We start from the raw sequence: 20,171 nt of genomic DNA on the forward strand, positions 1-20,171 counted from the left end.
CCCGGGGGGGCGCGCCCGGGGGGGGGCCCCCCCCCGGCGCCCCCCCCCCCCCGCCCCCCCCGGGGGGGGCCCCCCCCCCCGCGGGGGGGGCCGGCCCGGGCCCCCCGGCCGCCCGCCCCCGGCCCGGCCCCACCGCCCCAGTGCGGTGCGCACGCGGTGCGGGACGGGCGCCGCGGGGCCTCAGCGGGCGGCGACCGCCACGGCCAGCACCGCCCGCACCTGATGCACGATGTCCGCCCGGTTGCGCAGGAACTCCGGATCGCTGACCGTTCCGGTCGCCGGGTCGGTGTTCCCCGCTCCGAACGCCAGGACCGGCGTGTGCAGGTGCCCCACCGGCAGCCCCGCCGGGCCGAAGCGGTCCCGCAGCAGGGTCGCCCGGTAGGCGATCTCGTTGGACAGGTAGTTGCCGCCGCCCCCGGCCCGTGCACTGGACCCGGGCGTCGGCCCGTCCGCCCGGTCCACCGGGGCCGTGCCCCCCGCCGGAACCTCCGTCACGGAGGTGTTGTCCCGCACCGGGAACCGCCCGGTCTCCGCCGCGACGATCGCCGCGTACGGCAGGGTGCTCGACGTCCACTCCGGCCCCGCCGCCCCGGCGACCGGCACCTTCCCGGTACGCCCCACGTTCTCGTTGTCGGGGAACCCGCCGCGCCACGCCCCGTTGGTCCGCTCCACGTCGAACCGGCCGGGGCGGCCCTGGCTGACCGTCGTCAGGAGGTCCACCCGCCCGAGGTGGGGACGCAGCGCCCGCTCCACCTCCCCGTCCGCGAAGTCCTGCCAGCGCACCGGGAACACGGCCGCCTCCACCCGGGCCGGACCCCGTTCCGTCTGGATCACCGTGCCGTCCAGGGCGAGCGCCGCGGCTCCCGAGGGATTGCTGATCCGCACGTCGCGGTCGAGCGTGAACGGGTCGAACCCGGTGACCAGGACGCGCAACGGCCGCTCCCGCCCGCCCTCCCCGCGCCGGTCGTCGGGCCGGTCGTCGGAGTCGGAGCGGTCGGCGAACCGGATCGAGTCCTGGCCCCGGGACACCGTCTCCAACAGGTCCAGCAGCCGGGCCCGCCGATCGGCGGTCAGCCCGGCAGCCGGCTCCCAGGTGCGCAGTTCCCGCACCATCGCGAGCCGGGCCCAGTACAGCGGGCGGTCGTCGTCCCGGCTCAGGTCCCCGCCCGACGGCCCCCGGCCCTGCACCCGGTCCACGGCCCGCTCCCACAACCGCGCCCCGTGCCGCGCGACGACCCGTTGCGCCTCCCGGCACCCGTCCGCCCCGTCCAACGCCCGGGCGAACGAGGGTGCCACCGCGTCGAACCCGGAGCGCCGCAGCACCTCCCGGGGCACCGCCCGGTCGAGCCGCTGCTCCTCCGCCGTCGGAAGGGACACGGGCGCGGCACCGGGTCCGGCAGCGCCGCCGGTGCTGTTCTCCGCAGCCGGGGCGGGAGCCGCGGTGAGGCCGAGCAGCAGTGCGGTGGCGACCGTGAGCACGCGGGTGCGTATCGGTGCCGAAGCGTCCATGGGGAACCTCCGTTGCCTGTGGGGTGGACGCAGTATCCCGGGAGAGGAGTCGCCCGCGCCAGGGGCGATCCGCCCACCCCACCGGTGCCCCTGCCCTAGCGGGCCGTCACCGCCCGGTACGCGATCTCCGCCAACTCGGACTGACCGTCCTTGCTGGGGTGGAACCAGTCCCACTCGCTCAACTGCTCGTCCCCGAAGCGGTACGAGAACACCGCCCCGTCGTCGTACCGGCACCGCAGGTCCTTCGCGCAGACCTCCTTGAGCACCCGGTTGTACTCCACGACCCGCTGCTGCACGGCCGCCCGCCGGGCCACCGCCTTCGCGTCGACGGCGTCCGAGTCCTTCAACATCGACGGGCAGATCCCCAGCTTCCACACCTGCTTGCCCATGGGGTTGCTCCGGCCGGTGGACCACAACCGCTTCAGGTCCGGCACGCTCGCCACGAACACCTGCGACTTGGGCGACTGGCGCCGCAGTCCGCGCAGCGCCTGCGAGAAGTCCGCCCGGAAGTCCGCCACCGGAGTCATCGACCGCACCGACGAGCGGCACGCGTCGTTCGCCCCCGCCAGCACCGTCACCAGTTCGGGCCGGTGCGCCGCAGCCTGGTGCATCTGCTCCGGCAGATCGACCATCCGGGCGCCGGTCTTCGCGTAGTTCCAGCTCCGCTCGGCCGCCTTCGCCGGTCCCAGCAGCCGCACCGCGAGGCTGCGCACGTCCGCATCGGAACCGGTCGCCCACGAGGCTTCCGGACAGTCCGACAGCACCGAGCACGCGTCGAACGCACGGGTGATCGAGTCGCCGACCGCGGCCAACGACTGCGGACTGCGGTCCCACGCCGGCTTCTGCCGCTTCTGCTCGCCCCGTTGCGAGGCGTTCGACGGCCCGGGTTCGTTCCCGCCGATCGCGTCGCACCCGCTCATCCCCACCGCCCCCACCAGTACGGCCGCGGTGGTGGCCACGACGGTCCGCGACCGCCGACCGGCGGGTTGTGAACGGTGACTGCGCCTGCGCATTCCGGCTCCCCTCTGTCGCCTTCCACGACGTCCTGGCGGGCCCGGAGGTTGAGTCCGGGCGGAAACTAGGGCCTGGCGGAAACACCGTGACGACCCGTGACCGGGAGCGGGCGGGGCGTTCCTGCCGGGCGTCCCCGTGGGTGAAAGCGCGGGGCTCGTGGCCATGGGGACCGACAGTACGTCACACTCCCCGCCCCGCCGCACGGTAGCCTCGGCCCCGTGGTGCCCGTGACCGCCGTCCGGCGGTGACGGGGCGGGTCGGACCCGCCCCGTGGCGCCGCACGACGCGGTATCCGGTAAATTACACCACGTCACATCTGTCTGCTTTTCATGGTTTTCCATCGAATCTGAGGAAGAATCGCTCGGCACAGGAGCGGGACCGCCGGACCACGGCGACCCCTCGCCCCACCCTGGAGGTCCCGGTGACGACACGTGGAGTCCTGTACGTGCACTCCGCACCGCGCGCGCTGTGCCCGCACGTCGAATGGGCGGTCGCGGGCGTACTCGGAACGCGCGTCAACCTCGACTGGATCAGGCAGCCCGCGGCACCGGGGACGTGGCGCACCGAGTTCTCCTGGAAGGGCGGAGCGGGCACCGCCTCCCAGCTCGCCTCCGCCCTGCGCGGCTGGGACCTGATCCGCTTCGAGGTCACCGCCGAGCCCTGTGCCACCGCCGAGGGCGAACGGTACAGCTCCACCCCCGACCTCGGGATCTTCCACGCGGTCACCGGCATCCACGGCGACATCCTCATCCCCGAGGACCGGCTGCGCGCCGCCCTCGCCCGCTCCCAGCGCGACGGGACCAGCCTGGAGGCCGAGATCGCCAAGCTCCTCGGCAAGCCCTGGGACGACGAACTGGAGCCCTTCCGCTACGCCGGCGAGGGCGCCCCCGTCCGCTGGCTCCACCAGGTCGTCTGACACCGAACGGCGTGAGGGGCCCCACCGAACGGTGGGGCCCCTCACTCTGTTCACGGGCGGGACGCCTCCGGGAACCCCCGTGGACGTCCCGGGCGAACCGCCGGACTACTGGACCGAGCGGAACGCGAGGACCACGTTGTGTCCGCCGAAGCCGAACGAGTCGTTCAGCGCGGCGATCGTGCCCGCGGGCAGCGCCCGCGCCTCACCACGGACCACGTCCGCGTCGACCTCGGGGTCCAGGTTGTCGAGGTTGATCGTCGGCGGGGCGATCCGGTGGTACAGCGCCAGGATCGACGCCACCGTCTCCACACCGCCCGCGCCGCCCAGCAGATGGCCCGTCATCGACTTCGTCGCCGAGATCGCCATGTGGTCGACGTCGTCGCCGTACACCTTGCGCAACGCCTTCACCTCCGCCACGTCACCCTGCGGCGTCGACGTCGCGTGCGCGTTCACGTGCACGATCTCCGCCGGCTTCAGGTCCGTTGCGTCCATCAGATTGTGCAGCGCCTGGGCGATGCCCTTGCCCGAGGGCTCCGGCTGGGTGATGTGGTGCGCGTCCGCCGAGATGCCCTGACCGATGGCCTCCGCGTAGATCCGGGCGCCCCGGGCCTTCGCGTGCTCCGCCGACTCCAGGACGATCACGCCCGCGCCCTCGCCCATCACGAAGCCGTTGCGGGCCTCGTCGTAGGGGCGCGAGGCCCCCGCGGGGTCGTCGTTGTTCTTCGACATCGCCATCATGTTGCCGAACGCCACGATCGGCAGCGGATGGATCGCCGCCTCCGTGCCGCCCGCCACCACGACGTCCGCACGACCCGTACGGATCATCTCGATGGCGTAGCCGATGGCCTCCGCGCCCGAAGCGCACGCCGACACCGGAGTGTGCACCCCGGCCCGGGCGCCCATTTCGATCCCCACGTTCGCCGAGGGGGAGTTCGGCATCAGCATCGGCACCGTGTGCGGAGACACCCGGCGCACGCCCTTCTCCTTCAGTACGTCGTACTGGTCGAGAAGGGTCGTCACCCCGCCGATGCCCGACGCGATCACCGCGCCCAGCCGGTCCGGGTCCACCGAGGCGTCCTCACCGGCCCGCGCGGTGAACCCGGCGTCCCGCCACGCCTCCTGGGCCGCGACCAGCGCGAACTGCGCCGAACGGTCCAGCTTGCGGGCCTGGGGGCGGGGAAGCACCTCACCGGGCTCCACGGCCACCCGAGCGGCGATCCGGACCGGCAGGTCCGTCGCCCACTCCTCTTCGAGCAGCCGGACACCGGAACGGCCGTTCACCAGGCCGTCCCAGGTCGAGGCCACGTCGCCACCCAGCGGTGTGGTTGCGCCGATACCGGTGACGACCACGGTGCGATTGGTCGAGCTCACAGGAATTCTTTCTCCACGGTTACGAGGGATTCAGCGGCGCCACCGCCGGGTGGCGGCAGGCATACCGGGCCTGCGATCAGCCCTGGTGCTTCAGGATGTACTCGGTCGCGTCACCGACCGTCTTGAGGTTCTTGACGTCCTCGTCCGGGATCTTCACGTCGAACCGCTCCTCGGCGGCGACGACGACCTCGACCATGGACAGCGAGTCGACGTCGAGGTCGTCGGTGAAGGACTTGTCCAGCTGGACGTCCTCGGTGGGGATGCCGGCGATCTCGTTCACGATCTCGGCGAGACCAGCGACGATCTCTTCCTGAGTGGCGGCCATGTTGGCGCTCCTTCTTGTCACTAACAGAGGTGGGTCAGCCTCCGGACGGACCCGAAGATCCGGCACGGATGCCTAGGGGAGAGTAACGACCGTGGCGGCGTACACGAGACCCGCCCCGAATCCGATGACGAGCGCGGTGTCACCGCTCTTCGCCTCACCGGTCGCCAGGAGCCGCTCCATCGCGAGCGGAATCGAGGCTGCCGATGTGTTGCCGGTGGTCTCCACATCGCGGGCGACCGTCACGTGCTCCGGCAGTTTGAGGGTCTTCACCATCGAATCGATGATCCGCATGTTGGCCTGGTGCGGAATGAAGACGTCCAGGTCGTCCGCGGTGATCCCGGCGGCGTCCAGCGCCTGCTGGGCCACCTTCGCCATCTCGAACACGGCCCAGCGGAACACCGCTTGGCCCTCCTGCGTGATCGCGGGAAACTTCTCGACCGTGCCGTCACGGTAGTCCGTCCACGGCACCGTCTGCTTGATGGTCTCCGACTTGTCGCCCTCGGAGCCCCACACGGTCGGGCCGATCGCCGGTTCCTTCGACGGGCCCACGACCACCGCGCCCGCCCCGTCACCGAACAGGAACGCCGTCGCCCGGTCCGACAGGTCCGTCAGATCGCTCAGCCGCTCCACGCCGATCACCAGGACGTACTCGGCGCTGCCGTCGACGACCATGCCGCGGGCCAGCGTCAGCCCGTAGCCGAAGCCCGCGCAACCCGCCGAGATGTCGAACGCCGCGGCCTTGTGCGTACCGAGCCGGTCCGCGATCTCGGTGGCCACCGCCGGCGTCTGCTTGAAGTGCGACACCGTCGACACCACGACCGCGCCGATCTGCCCCGGAGTGATCCCCGCGTTCGCGATGGCCTTCCCCGAAGCCTCCAGGGACATCGCCGACACGGTCTCCTGGTCGTTGGCCCAGTGCCGGGTGGCGATCCCGGACCGCGAACGGATCCACTCGTCGGACGAGTCGATCGTCTCCAGGATCACTTCGTTCGGCACGATCCGCGTCGGACGGTAGCCGCCGACCCCGAGGATGCGCGCGTACGCGGCGCCCCTACCGGTCTTGATCTTCGCCATGCTCTCCGGACTCTCCTTGTCAGGCTCGGGCTCAGGCCGTCTGCCCGGCGTGCTCGGCGATCAGCGCACGAGCGGCGTCGAGATCGTCGGGGGTCTTCAGCGCCAGCGTCGGCACACCCGGCAGGGCCCGCTTCGCGAGTCCCGTCAGCGTCCCACCGGGGCACACCTCCACCAGCGCGGTCACGCCGCGCTCCTTGAACGTCTCCATGCACAGGTCCCAGCGCACCGGATTCGCGACCTGACCGACGAGCCGGTCCAGCACCTCGGCGCCCGACTCCACCACCCGGCCGTCCCGGTTCGACACGTACGCCACCGCGGGGTCCGCGGGCGCCAGCTCCCGGGCGGCCTCGCCCAGGACGTCCACCGCCGGGGCCATGTGCCGGGTGTGGAACGCGCCCGCCACCTTCAGCGGCACCACGCGACGCACCCCCTCCGGCTTGTCCTCGGCCAGCGCGGCGAGTTCCTCGGTCGTGCCGGCCGCGACGATCTGACCGGCCCCGTTCACGTTCGCCGGGGTCAGCCCCAGCCGCTCCAGGTGCGGCACCACGATCTCCGGGTCACCGCCGAGCAGCGCCGCCATCCCGGTGTCCGTCACCGCGGCGGCCTGGGCCATCGCCAGCCCGCGGACCCGCACCAGCCGCAGCGCGGCCACCGGGTCCAGCACGCCCGCGAACACGGCGGCGGTGATCTCGCCGACGCTGTGACCGGCGACGACGTCCGCCGTCACCCCCGGCAGGGCCGACGGGACCGGAGCGTCGGAGCCCGTGTCGAAGCCGTCACCGCTGGGGAGCGACGCCAAGGCGTCAGGGCCCGCGAGGGCCGCCGCCGACAGGATTCCGGCAGCCACCAGCAGCGGCTGCGCGACCGCCGTGTCACGGATCGCGTCCGCGTCGGCCTGCGTACCGTAGTGCAGCAGGTCGAGATCGATGGCCTTCGACCAGGCGGCCACCCGATCGGTGGCACCGGGCAGGTCGAGCCAGGGGGTCAGGAAGCCGGGCGTCTGCGCGCCTTGGCCGGGAGCGACGAGTACGAGCACACTCACACTCTCTCTTGTAGAGGGTGGAACCCGCCCGTGGGGACAGGGACGAAGAACCGAGGGGGGAATTGTAGGCCCCCAACAAGACCGGCTAAGTCGGGACATCCCCATCGGCGAGGCGTCCGAGGATCAGGGCGATTCGCAGAGTGAACGCCGACCGCACGTCAGAGGGTGACCAACCGGTGACGTCAGTCACACGTCGGAGCCGGTAGCGCACGGTGTTCGGGTGCACGAACAGCATCCGAGCCGCACCCTCCAGACTGCTCGCCTGTTCCAGATAGACACTCAGCGTTTCGAGCAACGCCGAGCCGGCCTCCTCCAACGGTCTGTAGATCTCCTCCACCAGCTGATCACGCGCTGACGGGTCCGACGCGATGGCGCGCTCCGGGAGCAGGTCGTCGGCCAGCACCGGACGCGGCGCGTCCTGCCACGCCCCGCACGCCTTCAGCCCCGCCGCTGCCGCCTGCGCGGACCGGGTGGCCGCCAGCAGGTCCGGCACGATCGGCCCCGCCACCACGGGACCCGCCGCGAACGGTCCGATCAGCGACTTCGCCACCTGCAACGGGTTGTCGCTACCGCCCGCGATCACCACCAGCCGGTCCCCGAGCACCCCCGTCAGCACCTGGAGCTTCGCGTGGCGCGCCGCCCGACGGATGGCCTCCACCGTCAGCTCGCTGTCCCCGTCCGGTGCCGTCCCCAGCACCACGCACACGTGGTCCGGGGCGTTCCAGCCCAGCGCCGCGGCCCGGCTCACCGCGCCCTCGTCGGCCTCGCCCGACAGCACCGCGTTCACCACCAGCGACTCCAGCCGGGCGTCCCACGCGCCCCGGGCCTCCGCCGCCTGGGCGTAGACCTGTGCCGTCGCGAAGGCGATCTCCCGTGCGTAGACGAGCAGCGCCTCGCGCAGCACCGACTCGTCGCCGGGCGCCGCGACCTCGTCGATCGCGGACTCCATCACTTCGATCGTCGTCCGCACCATCTCCACGGTCTGGCGCAGGGTGATCGCCCGTGTGAGTTCGCGCGGGGCCGTGCCGAACACGTCCGTCGAGATCGCCTGCGGCGCGTCGGGGTGACGGAACCACTCCGTGAACGCCGCGATGCCGGCCTGGGCGACCAGGCCGATCCAGGAACGGTTCTCCGGGGGCATCGCCCGGTACCAGGACAGCGTCTCGTCCATCCGGGCGATGGCCTGCGCGGCGAGGCTGCCGGAGGACTGTTCCAGACGTCGGAGGGTGCCCGCATGGGGGTGGGCCCGGGTGCGGCCCCGCGGGCGCCCGGCCGAGGAACTGTCCTCGGTGGGGCTGCGGCGGGCGGGGTGCTCGGCGGCGTCGGGCCAGTCGGGGTCCTCGGCGGGTCCGAGGTTCCCCGGGGCGCCGTTCCCCGGGAGGCTGTTCCCCGAGGCGCCGTTCCCCGGGGCGGCGTGGGCAAGTCCGCCGTGATCGGGGCCGTCGTGCGCAGCTCCGCCGCGGGTGGGGCCGGACGCTCCGGGCTCCGGTGTGCGTGGTCCACTCCGGCTCGCCCCGCGCGGCGAACCGGAGGCGGAATCGCGCGATGCGCCGGGGGCTGCGGGGTCGGTCTTACCGACTTCGGGTTCGGACACGGGGACAAGACTGCCTTATCAGGACGGCCGAACGTATCGCCGGGGCCGAGCAGCCGACCGAGCAGCCGATCGACCGGCCGACCCGACGGCACACCTGACGGGCGGCGGGGCGGCGGGGCGGGCCGCGGCGTGCACGTCGTGGCGCGGGCCCGGCCTTCCGGTGCCCCGCCGCGCACGGCCCCGGGTCCGTGGTCGTGCGCACCCCGCGGCCCGCACCCGTCCGTGCGTCGAGCCGCCCGGCCGTTCGGCCAGCGGTCTTCAGGGACCGCGAGCCCGCCGACCGGACGAAGGGCCCCACCCCCGCAGCGTCGCCCCGGCCGGGGCGACTACCGTGTGGAGTGTGATCAACGTGCGCCGCGCCGCTGAGCGCTATCCCGGAGGCGACCCCGCGGCGGGCATCGAGTCCCGGCACGCGTTCTCCTTCGGGCCCCACTACGACCCGGACAACCTCCGCTTCGGTGCGGTCATCGCCTGCAACGAGGAACGGCTCGCCCCCGGCGCCGGCTTCGACGAGCACCCCCACAGCCACACCGAGATCATCACCTGGGTCGTCGAGGGCGAACTGACCCACAGTGACTCCGAGGGCCACGCCTCCCTCGTCCGCGCCGGCGACGTCCAGCACCTCAGCTCCGCCAGCGGCGTGCGCCACGTCGAACGCAACGACGGTACGGACCCGCTGGTCTTCGTCCAGATGTGGCTCGCCCCCCTCACCCCGGCCGGCGAACCCCGCTACGAGATCGTCCGCGGCATCGCCGACTCCACCCCGTACGCGGTGCCCGAGGCCGCCGCCACGCTCCATGTGCGCCGCCTCGCCCCGGCCGAGCGCACGGTGGTTCCCGATGCCGCATACGTGTACGTCCACGTGGTCCGCGGTGAACTCCGGCTGTCGTCCTCCGCCGCCGAGGGGACCGCATCCGACGGTCGTCCCGGAGCCCCGGCGTCCGGCGAACTCCTCGGGCCCGGTGACGCGGCCCGGCTCACCGAGTCCGAGGGCCTGGAGCTCAGAGCGGTCACCCCCGCTGACGTCCTCGTCTGGGAGATGGCCCGCCCCTGACCCCTCGCCCGTCCCTGACCCCGGGCCGTCACCCCCGCTGTGGGCGCGGACCGGGAAGGGGGCGCTGCGGTTCGATCAGAGCTCGGCGAGCACCGCATCGGTCAGCTTGGGCCACACCTCCACGGCCCACGGTCCGAACGCCCGGTTCGTGAGCGCGACGCAGGCCGCCCCGGTGCCCCGGCCGTCCGCCCATCGCGCATCCGGGTCCACCCACAGGAACGTGCCCGCCTGTCCGAAGTGCCCGAACGTCCGCGGTGACGACGCACTACCCGTCCAATGCGGTGACTTGGCGTCCCGGACCTCGAACCCGAGCCCCCAGTCGTTCGGGTTCTGGTGCCCGTACCCCGGCAGCACCCCCTTGGTCCCCGGGTACTGCACGGTCATCGCCTCCGCCACCGTTCGCGGATCGAGCAGCCTGGGCGCCTGCACCTCCGCCGCGAACCGCACCAGGTCGTCGACCGTCGACACCCCGTCCTTCGCCGCCGAGCCGTCACCCCCCAACGTCGTGTCCACCATCCCCAACGGCTCCAGTACCGCCTGCCGTAGGTACTCCCCGAACGGCATCTCGGCTGCCTTCGCCACGTGATCGGCCAGCACCTCGAAGCCGGCGTTCGAGTAGAGCCGCCGTACCCCGGGCTCCGCCACCACCTTGTGCTCGTCGAACGCCAGCCCACTGGTGTGGGCGAGCAGGTGCCGCACCGTGGCGCCGGCCGGCCCTGCGGGCTCGTCCAGCTCCACCGCACCTTCCTCGTACGCCACGAGGACCGCGTACGCCGTCAACGGCTTGGTCACCGAGGCCAGCGCGAACCGGTGTCCGGTGGCGCCGAAGGCTCCCGCCAACGTGCCGTTCGACCGCACCACGGCTCCAGCGGCAGCCGGCACCGGCCACCCTTCCATCAACCCAAGGCTCTGCATCCTTCGAGCCTATCCACCCCGTGGACCACCCCTCTCGGCTGCCCTCGCCGGCCCTTCTCCCGACCCCCGCGGGCTCCCGTGCGCCCTCCCGTTCCGTCCGGTGCTTGCTTGGAGTGCACTCCAAGGTCCTAGCGTTGAGGGCATGACGGTGACGGACACGGTGACCCAGACCTCTCTCGCCCCCACGCCCGGGTGGATCGACTCGGACGGTTCCTCCGGCTCTTCCGGTCCCCTGGACGGCAAGGGCCCCGTCCGTTCCGCGAGTGCCGGCCTCGCGGGCGCCGCGGGAACGGACACGGCCGACCTGAACGGTGCGACGGATTCGATCGCCCCGACCACGGATGCAGGGCGCTCCTGCACGGCTGACCCCGCCCCGCACCCCCGCCCTGCCGGGCAGGACCTCTACACCATCAGCGAGGTCGCCGCCTTCACCGGCCTCTCCGCCCACACCCTGCGCTGGTACGAGCGGATCGGCCTGATGCCGCACATCGACCGCTCCCACGCCGGCCAACGTCGCTACCGCAACCAGGATCTGGACTGGCTCGACCTGGTCGGCAAGCTCCGCCTCACCGGCATGCCGGTCGCCGACATGGTCCGCTTCTCCGAACTCGTCCGCGGCGGGGACGAGACCTTCCCCGAGCGTCGACTGCTCCTGGAAGCCACCCGCCGTGAGGTCCTGGCCCGCATCGCCGAACTCCACGGCACCCTCGCCGTCCTCAATCACAAGATCGACTACTACGCCTCCGCTTCTTCCGCTTCCCCCACCTCCTCCGTCTCCGAAGGGACCTCCTCCCGATGACTCCCCTCACCACCACCCGCCTCGGCACCCACGGCCCCGCGGTCGGCGCCCAAGGGCTCGGCTGCATGGGCATGAGCTTCGCCTACGGGCCCACCGACGCCCAGGAAGCCCGGGCCACCCTGGAACGTGCCCTGGAACTCGGCGTCACCTTCTACGACACCGCGGACGTCTACGGCGACGGGGACAACGAACGCTTCCTCGCCCCCTTCCTCAAGGCCCACCGCGACGACATCTTCGTCGCCACGAAGTTCGCCCTGTCGATCAACCCCGACGACCCGACCGGGCGGCACGTCAACAACGACCCCTCCTACATTCGTGCCGCCGTCGATGCGAGCCTCCAGCGTCTCGGCACCGACTCCATCGACCTCTACTACATGCACCGCCGCAACCCGGCCGTCCCGATCGAGGAATCAGTCGGGACCATGGCCGAACTCGTCCAGGCCGGCAAGGTCAAACACCTCGGACTCAGCGAGGTCACCGGCTCGGAACTGAGGGCGGCCCACGCCGTCCACCCGATAGCCGCCCTACAGTCCGAGTGGTCCCTGTTCAGCAGGGACATCGAACAGGGCGTCGTCCCCACCGCCGCGGACCTCGGTGTCGCCCTCGTGCCCTACTCGCCCCTGGGCCGCGGTTTCCTCACGGGTTCCTTCGCGAACGCCGACAGCGACCTCAGCGCTCAGGACTTCCGCCGTCTGCAACCTCGCTTCACCGGGGCCAACGCCACCGCCAACGCCGGCCTCCTGGAGCCGATTCGCGCTGTCGCCGACGCCCATGACGTCACACCCGCACAGATCGCCCTCGCCTGGGTCCACCAGCGGGCCGATGTCCACGGCCTGCCCGTGATCCCCATTCCCGGCACCCGCTCCCGCCATCGGGTCGAGGAGAACACCGCCGCGACCCGCGTCACGCTCACCGCCGAGGAACTGTCCCTCCTGGAACCCATCGCCGCACAGGTCTCGGGCGACCGCTACGCCGACATGTCCTTCACCTCGGCCAACCGCGCGTAGCCGTTCCGCGCCTCGGTCCCGACCGCTGGAGGGCCGCGCTGCTCCGGGCTTGGCCCGGTCGGGCGTCAGACCCATCGCAGAGCGAGGACCACATCCCTGCGGGGAACGGCCCCGTCGGCGCTCCTCTGCCGGACCCACCCGCTCCGTGTCCGGTCATCAGAAGGCGTTCCGTCCGACCAGAGCTCTGCTCACGGTGCGTCGCTGTCCGCCGGAGGGCGCCCGGTGACCGTGCCGCTGCCCGTGGCGATCTCCGCGAACGCCCGCAGGGACTCCGTGTTCGGAGCGAAGTAGCCCGTGTGCCCCTTCACCTGCCCGGTGGGAACGCGCAGTGCTCCGAACGCGGGGTCAACGGGATCCCTGCCGTGGCCGAGCCCGAGGAACTCGACGTTCGGCACCCTCCTGATCCAGTCACTGTCGTCTCTCGCGGCCCAGACCCGAGCACGGGTCCGCAGGTCGGCCACGTCATCGGCCCGCAGTCCGGGCGAACCCAACACCACCAACTCCGAGGCGGCCAGTCCCGAAGCGGCCAGCCCGCACACCACCGAGCCGTAGCTGTGACAGAAGACGACGGGTCTCGGAGCGCCGTCCACGGTGGGGAGTGCGGTCACGAAGCGGTTCAGCCGGGGAGCTCCCGCGGCCGCGAGCCGTGCGGTGGCCGCGTCCGGGCCGAGACCCGTCGGGGTGGTGTAGCCGACCCAGGCGATCACCGCGATGTCGTCCCCCGCAGCCCGGCGCAGCGACCGCGCCATCCCCGAGGGTGTGCTGTACGCGTCACGGCTCCGGTCGAACGTACTCAGGTCGTTGTCGGAGCCCGGCACGATCACGGAGACGTGGCGGGCCCTGCCGAGGTCTCCGTGGACCTCCGCCACTTGTCCGCGTCCGCGCGGGTCGAATGCCAGGATCTGCCGCCCCGGAGTGAGCAGAGCGGAGTACCGGGCCGCGAGTTCCCTCGCCTGCGCTCTGCCGGCTGGTGGGACAGCCGGGTTCACGGACCGCACCCGCTGTTCCGAGCGCCCGAGGCGCAGAGCACGGGCGTTCGCCTCGTACCGCAGGGAGACCGGCGCACCGTCGAGGTTCCCCACCACGCCGGGGTGTCGTCTTGCCAGGGCTCTGGCCTTGGCCTCGCTGAGCGCAGCGAAGAACTCCCTCGCTGCGGAGGGCGGGTCCCTGACCGGGTCGGGCAGTGGCACGCCGAACACCCGGTCGGCCCGCCACGCGGTGATGCCCGGAGGCGGCCCCGTCCGGGGCGTCTCTCCCTTCTCCAGGGTCCACCCCACCGTGCCCGCCACGGCCGTGAGGACGAGCAGGGTCGCCACCAGGACCCGCCACCCACGCTCCTGGCGCAGCGCCCGCACCTGGCGCGAGGTGCGGACAGGCCGACCCGCACCAGGCTTCCCCCGTTGCATCGGAATCGCGTGTGCGATCGACCAACTCCTGTGACGTGTAGGAGACTTGACGCTCATGTCCGTTGTCCCTTCGTCCGACTGCCTGACGAGGGGAAAGGTACGAAGGGGAGAAGGGGCCACACATCACACTGCGGTGCCAAGCCTTGCCTCATACCGGGGTATGAGGCCGCCGTACCCCGGTGCGGCGCGACAGCAGGTGAGAGCGAGCTGGGCCCACTGTTGCACCGCGCTCATGTGCCGTACTACGACTCTCCGGGCGTGACGAGCCCGGACTCGTAGGCGAAGACCACGGCCTGTGCCCTGTCCCGCAGGTTCAGCTTGGCCAGCACCCGGCCGATGTGGGTCTTGACCGTTTGTTCGGCGAGCACGAGACGTCCCGCGATCTCCTGGTTGGACAGCCCCCGCGCGATCAGACCCAGCACCTCGGTCTCGCGCGGGGTCAAACCGTTCAGTGCGAGCGAGCGCTCCCTGCGGGAACTGGTCTTCCGCTCCGCGAACTCGGCGATCAACTTGCGTGTCACCGAGGGGGCGAGCAGGGCGTCGCCGCCTGCCACGATCCGCACGGCGGAGATGAGGTCGGCGGGCGGTGCGTCCTTGAGGAGGAAGCCCGAGGCCCCGGCGCGCAGTGCCTCGAAGATGTAGTCGTCCGCGTCGAAGGTCGTGAGCATGAGCACTTTGGGTCGGTGCACCACGCCGGGAGGCGGGTCCAGCAGGGCGCGGGTGGCCGTCAGACCGTCCATCTCGGGCATGCGGACGTCCATGAGGACGAGGTCCGGGTGGGCGGTGCGGCTGAGGGTGACGCCGTCCTTGCCGTTCGGGGCCTCGCCCACGACGTCGATGTCGCTCTGCGCTGCCAGGAGTGCGGCGAACCCCGCCCTGACCATGGCCTGGTCGTCGACGATGATCACGCGGATGGCCATGTGCTGCGGTGCTCCTCGGGGTTGGCAGTGGAGGTCGGCGAAGGCTCTGGCGGCGGGGCAGTGGTGCCGCGGGGCTCGGCGACGGGCAGACGAGCGGCCACGCGGAAGCCCCCGTCCGGCAGGGGGCCGACGTCGAGCGTGCCGCCCACCAACCTGACGCGTTCCGCCATGCCCGTGAGCCCGTGCCCGGTCGAGCCGAGCTCCAACGGTACGGCTCGCCGGGGTGCGGGTCGGTTCACGACGACGACGGTCAGATGGTCGCCGTCAGTGGAAATGAGCACTTCGGTGCGTGCCCCGGGCGCGTGCCGCACGACGTTGGCCAGAGCTTCCTGCACGATGCGGTACGCGGACAGCTCGACGACCGGGGAGAGCCGCGTCAGGAACTTGACGAGGGTGATCTCAGGCAGCGACAACACGACCGGAACGCCCGCCCGCACGGTCGCGTCGGCCAACTGCCGCAGTCGGTCGAGGCCGGGTTGAGGAACTCGCTCACCCGCCGCGTCCTCGCTGCGCAGAACGGACAGGAGCCGTCGCATTTCGCCCAGGGACTCGCGCGCTCCCGCCGCGATCGACTCGAACTCCCGCACCGTTTCCGGGGAAAGATCCGACAATCGGTACGCAGCGGAGTCGGCCTGCACGGTGATCACCGACATGTGGTGGGCGACCACATCGTGCAACTCGCGGGCGATCCGGGCCCGTTCCTCCAGAAGGGTGCGGTGAGAACGCTCCGCCTCGTTGATGGTCTCCTGCTCCGCGAGTCTGTGCTGCGCTTCCCGACGTTCCTTCACCAGGGCCCCGAGGAGCAGGACCCCGCCACTGAGGGCGATCGTCACGGCGCTCGTGCTGTGGCTGCCGGGGGAGTTGTACTCGGTGAGCACCGCTGTCGCGACGAGGGTCGCCAGCCAGACGGCGCCGAGCGTGCGTCGACCCTCCCGCTGGGACAGTGCGACGCAGAGGGCGAGGTAGCCGATGATGATCGTGGGCGTCCAGGGCGCCGGTCTGGACCCGGTCGAGCCGATCGCCGCCACCGCACCGGTCACGTCCGCGACCGCGATGATCCCCCAGGCACGCAGGGGCCGGGTCACGGCGAGGAGGAGGGGACCGGCCTGTGCCACCGCGAGGAGGGTGGCGAGCCCGATGCCGATGGCGTAGTGGTTCGTGAGGAGGTGGGCGGTGACCGGCAGCAGGATCGCCACCAGGGCGAGCGCGACGAGATGGGGTAACCGTCGGACCCAAGCGCGGGGCGAGTCCGCCAGTAGCGCTCGGGGGCGCTTCGGGGGAGCGGTGAGCAGGGAACCGGCGTGGCGCAGCCGGTCCATGACGAGGACGAACGACCGCTGCCCCGGTGTGGGCCCCGGCCCGTGTTCGGAGGGTTCGGGGGAGGTGGGTGTGGTGCTCATGTCCCGCTCAGCGTAGGAAAGGGTGGACGACCGTGCCGTCATACCGAGGGGCTGGAACCCCTCTCATACCGAGGTATGAGAGGGGGGAGAGGGCCAGCAGCGCGGTCAGAGCTCGGCGAGCAACTCGGCCTTCTTGGAGAGGAATTCCTCGTCGGTGATGAGACCGGCCTGGTGCAGTTCGCCGAGATGCCGGATGCGGTCGGCGATGTCAGCGGGGTCCCTGCGGCCCGACGGGGAGGGCTGGGCGGACGCCGACGCCACCGGTCCCGCCGAGCGCACGGCGGCCAGGACCGACGCGGCGAACGGCAAGGACTCGTGAACGGGTCCGTACCCGAGGCCGAACACGACCGCGGCGGGGTCCTGGTCGGCCTGCCCGGTCGGCCCGGGTTCGTCGCGGCGCAGCAGTCGTAGGTGGCCTTCGAAGAGCTCGGGGGAACGCCACTCGACGCCACTGAGGTCGGCCACCGGGAACTTCTGGTCGCCGGCCTTCCACTTGGTCGAGGAAGCGCCCGTCCACGACCAGCGGTACGAGACGGCCGTTCCGTCGAAGGCCGCCTTGCCGTCGTACGCCTTGAACGTGAGGGGTGGTGCGGGAGGGGCCACCAGGTAGCGGCCGGCGGGACGGACGGGACTGTCGCGTGAGATGAGCGGGCGCAGTTCGTCGGCGTAGTACTCGGCGAGCGTCGCACGCTCCACCGGGAGCACCAGTCGGTAGGGGTCGGAGGCCTCCTTCAATTGCCCGGCGGCCGCGTCCATCAGCGGGTCGGCCCCGGGGCGGGGCACGGCGTGCAGGACGACGGTGCCGCGTCTCCCCGGGGTCAACGTGACCGCGGTGATCGCCTCGTGGGGGACACGGCGCTCGACGAGTGCCTGGAAGAGTTTGGGCGTGCGTATCCCCCGTTCGAAGCGGATGTGCACGGAGTCGGACGCGAACTCCCAAGCGGCGTGAAATCCGGCCAGTACATCACCCATGCGGGTCATCGTATGCGGCACGGACGCCTCCGTCCCGCCTGCGACGAGCCGCAGTTGTCCCGTTCTCTACGCGCGTCAGACCTTCGCGGCCGAGGGCAGTCCACTTCTGCAACTGTCATCCCGATCGGCACAGCGCAGCCCCAGGAAGGCGCCCACGCCGATCTCCGCGAAGTTGCTCAGGCTCTCGGTTCCGGGTTCGAAGTAGCCCGTGTGACCGTCCGCGCCGCTCGCGGACAACAGCCTCGCCCCGAACGCCCGGGAGAAGGGGTCGGCGCCGTGTCCGATGCCGCCCAGTTCGAGGTGGGGCACGTCTTCGATCCAGTCGTCACCGTCGCGCGTGGCCCAGATCCGGGCGCGGGTGTCGAGGTGGGACGCCCGGTCGGCGCGCATTCCCGGGCTGCCGGCGACGGCGATGTCCGTCACGCGGGAGGGCAGGGCGGGCGCGGCGACGCCGCACAGCACGGAACCGTAGCTGTGGCAGTAGAGGGCGACTTCCGCCCTGCCGGGGAGCCCGCGCACCATAGCGTTGAGCCGGATCGCACCGCTCCTGGCCCGTATTGCCGTGGCCGCCTCGACGCCGAGCCCTTCGGGGGCGGTGTAGTCGGCCCAGGCGATCACGGCGGTGCGGGTCCCGGGCGCTGCGGCGCGTTCCGCTTCGTACAGGGCTCGGGCCATGCCCAGGGGCGTCGAGTGCGCCCGGTCGGGCCGTTCGAAGGTCATCAGGCTGGTGTCGACGCCCGGGACGATGACGGAGACGCGCTGTGCGTGGGCGAGGTCGCCGAGGACTTCCGCGATCCGCCCGGGGCCGGTCGGGTCGAAGGCGAGTACGCGGCGGTCGGGGTGCATGAAGGCCGCGTAGCGGTGCATCCGGCGTTCCGCCTGACGCTGGCCCTCGGGCGAGAGGCGGTCGTCGCGCACGCGCCGGGATTCCGCTTCCCGGGCGACGTCCAGGGCGGTGCGGTTGGCCCGGTAGCGCAGGGTGAGCGGGGCACCGTTCATGTTGCCGACCACGAGCGGGTGGCGGTCGGCCAACCGTTCGCGCTGGTCGTTGGTGAGCGAGGCGAAGAACCGGGCGAGCTGCCGCGGGGGCGTCCGGGGGTCGGGCAGTTCCCGCCCCTGGACGTGTCCGTCCTCCCAGGCAGCCAGCGCGGCCTTGAGCGGTGCGTCACCGTCGCGTCGGCTGCCGTGCGCCGTCCAGCCGGTGGTCGCCAGCATGATGAAGACGACGCCCAGGGCGACCAGGGCGCGCCAGACGTCGAGTTGGGGGGATGCATCGGAGGAAGTCACTGCGGGACACCCTAGGAGACGCTCACACCCCCCTGGGCGATGCGTGACGCAGATCACGTTTCCCCGAGCGGAATGCCGTTACGGGGTGGTGCCGTGAAGAGCGTGGATCGCCTCCCTGGCCTTGGGCGTGGGTCTCCACGTGCGGAGATCGTACGGTTCTACGGTCGTGGGGTCTGCACTCGCGTGTCGGACGCGGACTCCAGTTGACACCGTCGAGGGGCCCGTGGGCGGGACGGTGCGCTACTCGGCGTGTGCGCCGTGCCGGTCCGCCGTGGGCGCGGGAGCCGCCACGTCCGGGTAGCGCTCGGTGAGATTCCGCAGGGGAGATGTTGGTGTCCTGGCCCGCGACCCAGGAGCCGGCCCGTGATGCGCACGCCGCCGCACGCCGCGACCGCTACCCACGGACGGCAGTGGTCCTGCCCGTCGAGACCCTCGCGCGCGACGATCAGCCGTGCGATCTCCTCCTCCGTCTCGCCGAAGCGGCGTCAGCGTCTCGTCATGCGCGGGTGGCGATCCGATCATCGGCCCGAGGGGTTCGACCGCGTGGTCGCGGTTGCCCGGCGGATGCCGCACCGGCGGCTCCGGACGGCTCCGTGGCCGCTGTGACGATCACCGAGGAACGGGTCCCGCCTGCCTCATCGCCCCGGGTGCCGGGTTCGTTGCGGGCTTCGCGGCGCGGTTGACTGAGCCGGGCCAACGCGGATTGTGGCTGCGGCGCGGTCGACGTCCGGCCTCGATGGACATCCAACGTCCCACCCGTGAAGGCGTGTTCGGCCCCACGCCGGCGCGGCCGAACGCGAGGTTCCGGCCTTCGGAAAACGGCCACCAACATCTGGGACGCCCCAACAGTTCCCGAGCGGTGGGGATTTCGCCTGTCCGGGTGGCACATGCCCGGAGGGCTTCCTTCCGCTCCCCGCGACCGGCGATGGTTGCACCAAGTGATCAGTCCAACACGGGGGATGAACCACATGCGCTCCACCCTGCTCAGGTCCACCACCCTCGCGGTCGCCACGGTGGCCGTGCTCCTCGGCCCCGCTCACGCGGGCACCGCCAATGTGCCGACCGTCCGTCCCGCGAGCCCGCCGGACCGCGTGGCGACCCAGCAACGGGCCGTTCCGAGCACCCAGCCCCGAACCGCCGCAGCGACCACCGCCACGACGCTCGGCCGCTGCGGACCGGGCGAGCTGTGTCTGTGGGCGAAGAACGACTTCAAGGGCACCCGGCTCACCTACGAACTGTCCGAGATCGACATCGAGAGTTGCGTCGCGCTGCCGGCGGGGAGCAGCGCGCAGGCTCTCGCCAATCGGCTCGGACGTCCCGTCACCACCTACCAGTCCGCCGAGTGTGAAGAGATCGGAGAGTTCGACACCTACCCCGGGAACGGCACCTGGACCCCGCAGTCACCTCACCGCATCCGAGCGTTCAAGGTGTGGGAGAACTGACGGTCGGGACCGCCGGCCATCGGTACGGACGCCCGGACTCCCTACGGTCCCTGATCCCGCCCCGGACCGTAGGGCGACCGAGCTACGCCCCCCCCGTCTGGCTTCTCGTGGGCACAGGGGCACA

At 71.9% G+C, this 20,171-nt stretch carries 18 protein-coding genes; 5 read left to right on the plus strand and 13 right to left on the minus strand.

Annotated elements, in window-relative coordinates:
• Positions 1-180 precede the first annotated feature (180 nt).
• Positions 181-1,509, minus strand: a complete 1,329-nt coding sequence (locus ACFYOU_RS05400) for a pyroglutamyl peptidase (protein WP_391303790.1) — start codon at positions 1,507-1,509, stop codon at positions 181-183.
• Positions 1,510-1,604: 95 nt separating this feature from the next.
• Entirely contained in the window at positions 1,605-2,522 is a 918-nt protein-coding gene (locus ACFYOU_RS05405; protein ID WP_391303791.1) for an SGNH/GDSL hydrolase family protein, read from the minus strand.
• A 422-nt stretch (positions 2,523-2,944) separates the two neighbouring features.
• On the opposite strand from ACFYOU_RS05405, the gene ACFYOU_RS05410 reads away from it, so the two are divergent.
• Complete coding sequence (locus tag ACFYOU_RS05410; RefSeq protein WP_389762774.1) at positions 2,945-3,439, plus strand: DUF3145 domain-containing protein; 495 nt, start codon at positions 2,945-2,947, stop codon at positions 3,437-3,439.
• Positions 3,440-3,544: 105 nt separating this feature from the next.
• Here the strand turns inward: ACFYOU_RS05410 and fabF are convergent, their stop codons facing one another.
• The 5 genes from fabF to fasR form a co-directional block, all read right to left on the minus strand.
• Positions 3,545-4,810, minus strand: coding sequence for a beta-ketoacyl-ACP synthase II (gene fabF / locus ACFYOU_RS05415; protein WP_389762773.1), 1,266 nt, complete (start codon positions 4,808-4,810; stop codon positions 3,545-3,547).
• 76 nt (positions 4,811-4,886) lie between these two features.
• Complete coding sequence (locus ACFYOU_RS05420; RefSeq protein WP_210875806.1) at positions 4,887-5,135, minus strand: acyl carrier protein; 249 nt, start codon at positions 5,133-5,135, stop codon at positions 4,887-4,889.
• Between the two features lie 72 nt (positions 5,136-5,207).
• Positions 5,208-6,209 (minus strand): ketoacyl-ACP synthase III, encoded by a 1,002-nt coding sequence (locus ACFYOU_RS05425; RefSeq protein ID WP_385487899.1) that lies wholly within the window; start codon positions 6,207-6,209, stop codon positions 5,208-5,210.
• Positions 6,210-6,240: 31 nt separating this feature from the next.
• On the minus strand, positions 6,241-7,245 hold the full coding sequence (locus ACFYOU_RS05430) for an acyltransferase domain-containing protein (protein WP_391304204.1): 1,005 nt from the start codon (positions 7,243-7,245) through the stop codon (positions 6,241-6,243).
• Between the two features lie 91 nt (positions 7,246-7,336).
• A complete protein-coding gene (gene fasR, locus ACFYOU_RS05435) occupies positions 7,337-8,467 on the minus strand; it encodes a fatty acid biosynthesis transcriptional regulator FasR (RefSeq protein ID WP_387004969.1) in 1,131 nt (376 codons plus the stop codon).
• Positions 8,468-9,188: 721 nt separating this feature from the next.
• Between fasR and ACFYOU_RS05440 the strand changes: the two genes are divergently transcribed.
• Positions 9,189-9,899 carry a pirin family protein gene (locus ACFYOU_RS05440; RefSeq protein ID WP_391304205.1) on the plus strand — a complete coding sequence of 237 codons (711 nt, stop codon included), beginning with the start codon at positions 9,189-9,191 and terminating at the stop codon, positions 9,897-9,899.
• Positions 9,900-9,974: 75 nt separating this feature from the next.
• Here the strand turns inward: ACFYOU_RS05440 and ACFYOU_RS05445 are convergent, their stop codons facing one another.
• Positions 9,975-10,814: a serine hydrolase gene (locus tag ACFYOU_RS05445; protein WP_391303792.1), complete on the minus strand. Its 840-nt coding sequence runs from the start codon at positions 10,812-10,814 to the stop codon at positions 9,975-9,977.
• Positions 10,815-11,118: 304 nt separating this feature from the next.
• Here ACFYOU_RS05445 and ACFYOU_RS05450 point away from each other — a divergent pair, with 304 nt between their 5' ends.
• Entirely contained in the window at positions 11,119-11,613 is a 495-nt protein-coding gene (locus ACFYOU_RS05450) for a MerR family DNA-binding transcriptional regulator (RefSeq protein WP_391304206.1), read from the plus strand.
• Positions 11,610-12,620 carry an aldo/keto reductase gene (locus ACFYOU_RS05455; protein WP_391303793.1) on the plus strand — a complete coding sequence of 337 codons (1,011 nt, stop codon included), beginning with the start codon at positions 11,610-11,612 and terminating at the stop codon, positions 12,618-12,620. Before ACFYOU_RS05450 ends, ACFYOU_RS05455 begins: the two co-directional genes overlap by 4 nt.
• A 188-nt stretch (positions 12,621-12,808) precedes the next feature.
• On the opposite strand, the gene ACFYOU_RS05460 is transcribed toward ACFYOU_RS05455, so the two are convergent.
• The 5 genes from ACFYOU_RS05460 to ACFYOU_RS05480 form a co-directional block, all read right to left on the minus strand.
• A complete protein-coding gene (locus ACFYOU_RS05460; RefSeq protein ID WP_391303794.1) occupies positions 12,809-14,026 on the minus strand; it encodes an alpha/beta hydrolase in 1,218 nt (405 codons plus the stop codon).
• Between the two features lie 242 nt (positions 14,027-14,268).
• Complete coding sequence (locus ACFYOU_RS05465; protein WP_389762766.1) at positions 14,269-14,946, minus strand: response regulator; 678 nt, start codon at positions 14,944-14,946, stop codon at positions 14,269-14,271.
• Complete coding sequence (locus ACFYOU_RS05470) at positions 14,931-16,346, minus strand: histidine kinase (RefSeq protein WP_391303795.1); 1,416 nt, start codon at positions 16,344-16,346, stop codon at positions 14,931-14,933. The genes ACFYOU_RS05465 and ACFYOU_RS05470 overlap by 16 nt, the downstream gene beginning before the upstream one ends.
• A gap of 105 nt (positions 16,347-16,451) precedes the next feature.
• The gene (locus ACFYOU_RS05475) at positions 16,452-17,318 is read right to left on the minus strand and encodes a DUF4429 domain-containing protein (protein WP_391303796.1); all 867 of its coding nucleotides are present in this window, start codon (positions 17,316-17,318) and stop codon (positions 16,452-16,454) included.
• A 75-nt stretch (positions 17,319-17,393) separates the two neighbouring features.
• Positions 17,394-18,605, minus strand: coding sequence for an alpha/beta hydrolase (locus ACFYOU_RS05480; RefSeq protein ID WP_391303797.1), 1,212 nt, complete (start codon positions 18,603-18,605; stop codon positions 17,394-17,396).
• Positions 18,606-19,573: 968 nt separating this feature from the next.
• On the opposite strand from ACFYOU_RS05480, the gene ACFYOU_RS05485 reads away from it, so the two are divergent.
• Complete coding sequence (locus ACFYOU_RS05485) at positions 19,574-20,047, plus strand: peptidase inhibitor family I36 protein (RefSeq protein WP_391303798.1); 474 nt, start codon at positions 19,574-19,576, stop codon at positions 20,045-20,047.
• The last annotated feature ends 124 nt before the right edge of the window (positions 20,048-20,171 follow it).

Origin of the sequence: Streptomyces sp. NPDC005955, assembly GCF_042871255.1 — a bacterium.
In the GTDB taxonomy this organism is placed as follows: Bacteria; Actinomycetota; Actinomycetes; order Streptomycetales; family Streptomycetaceae; genus Streptomyces.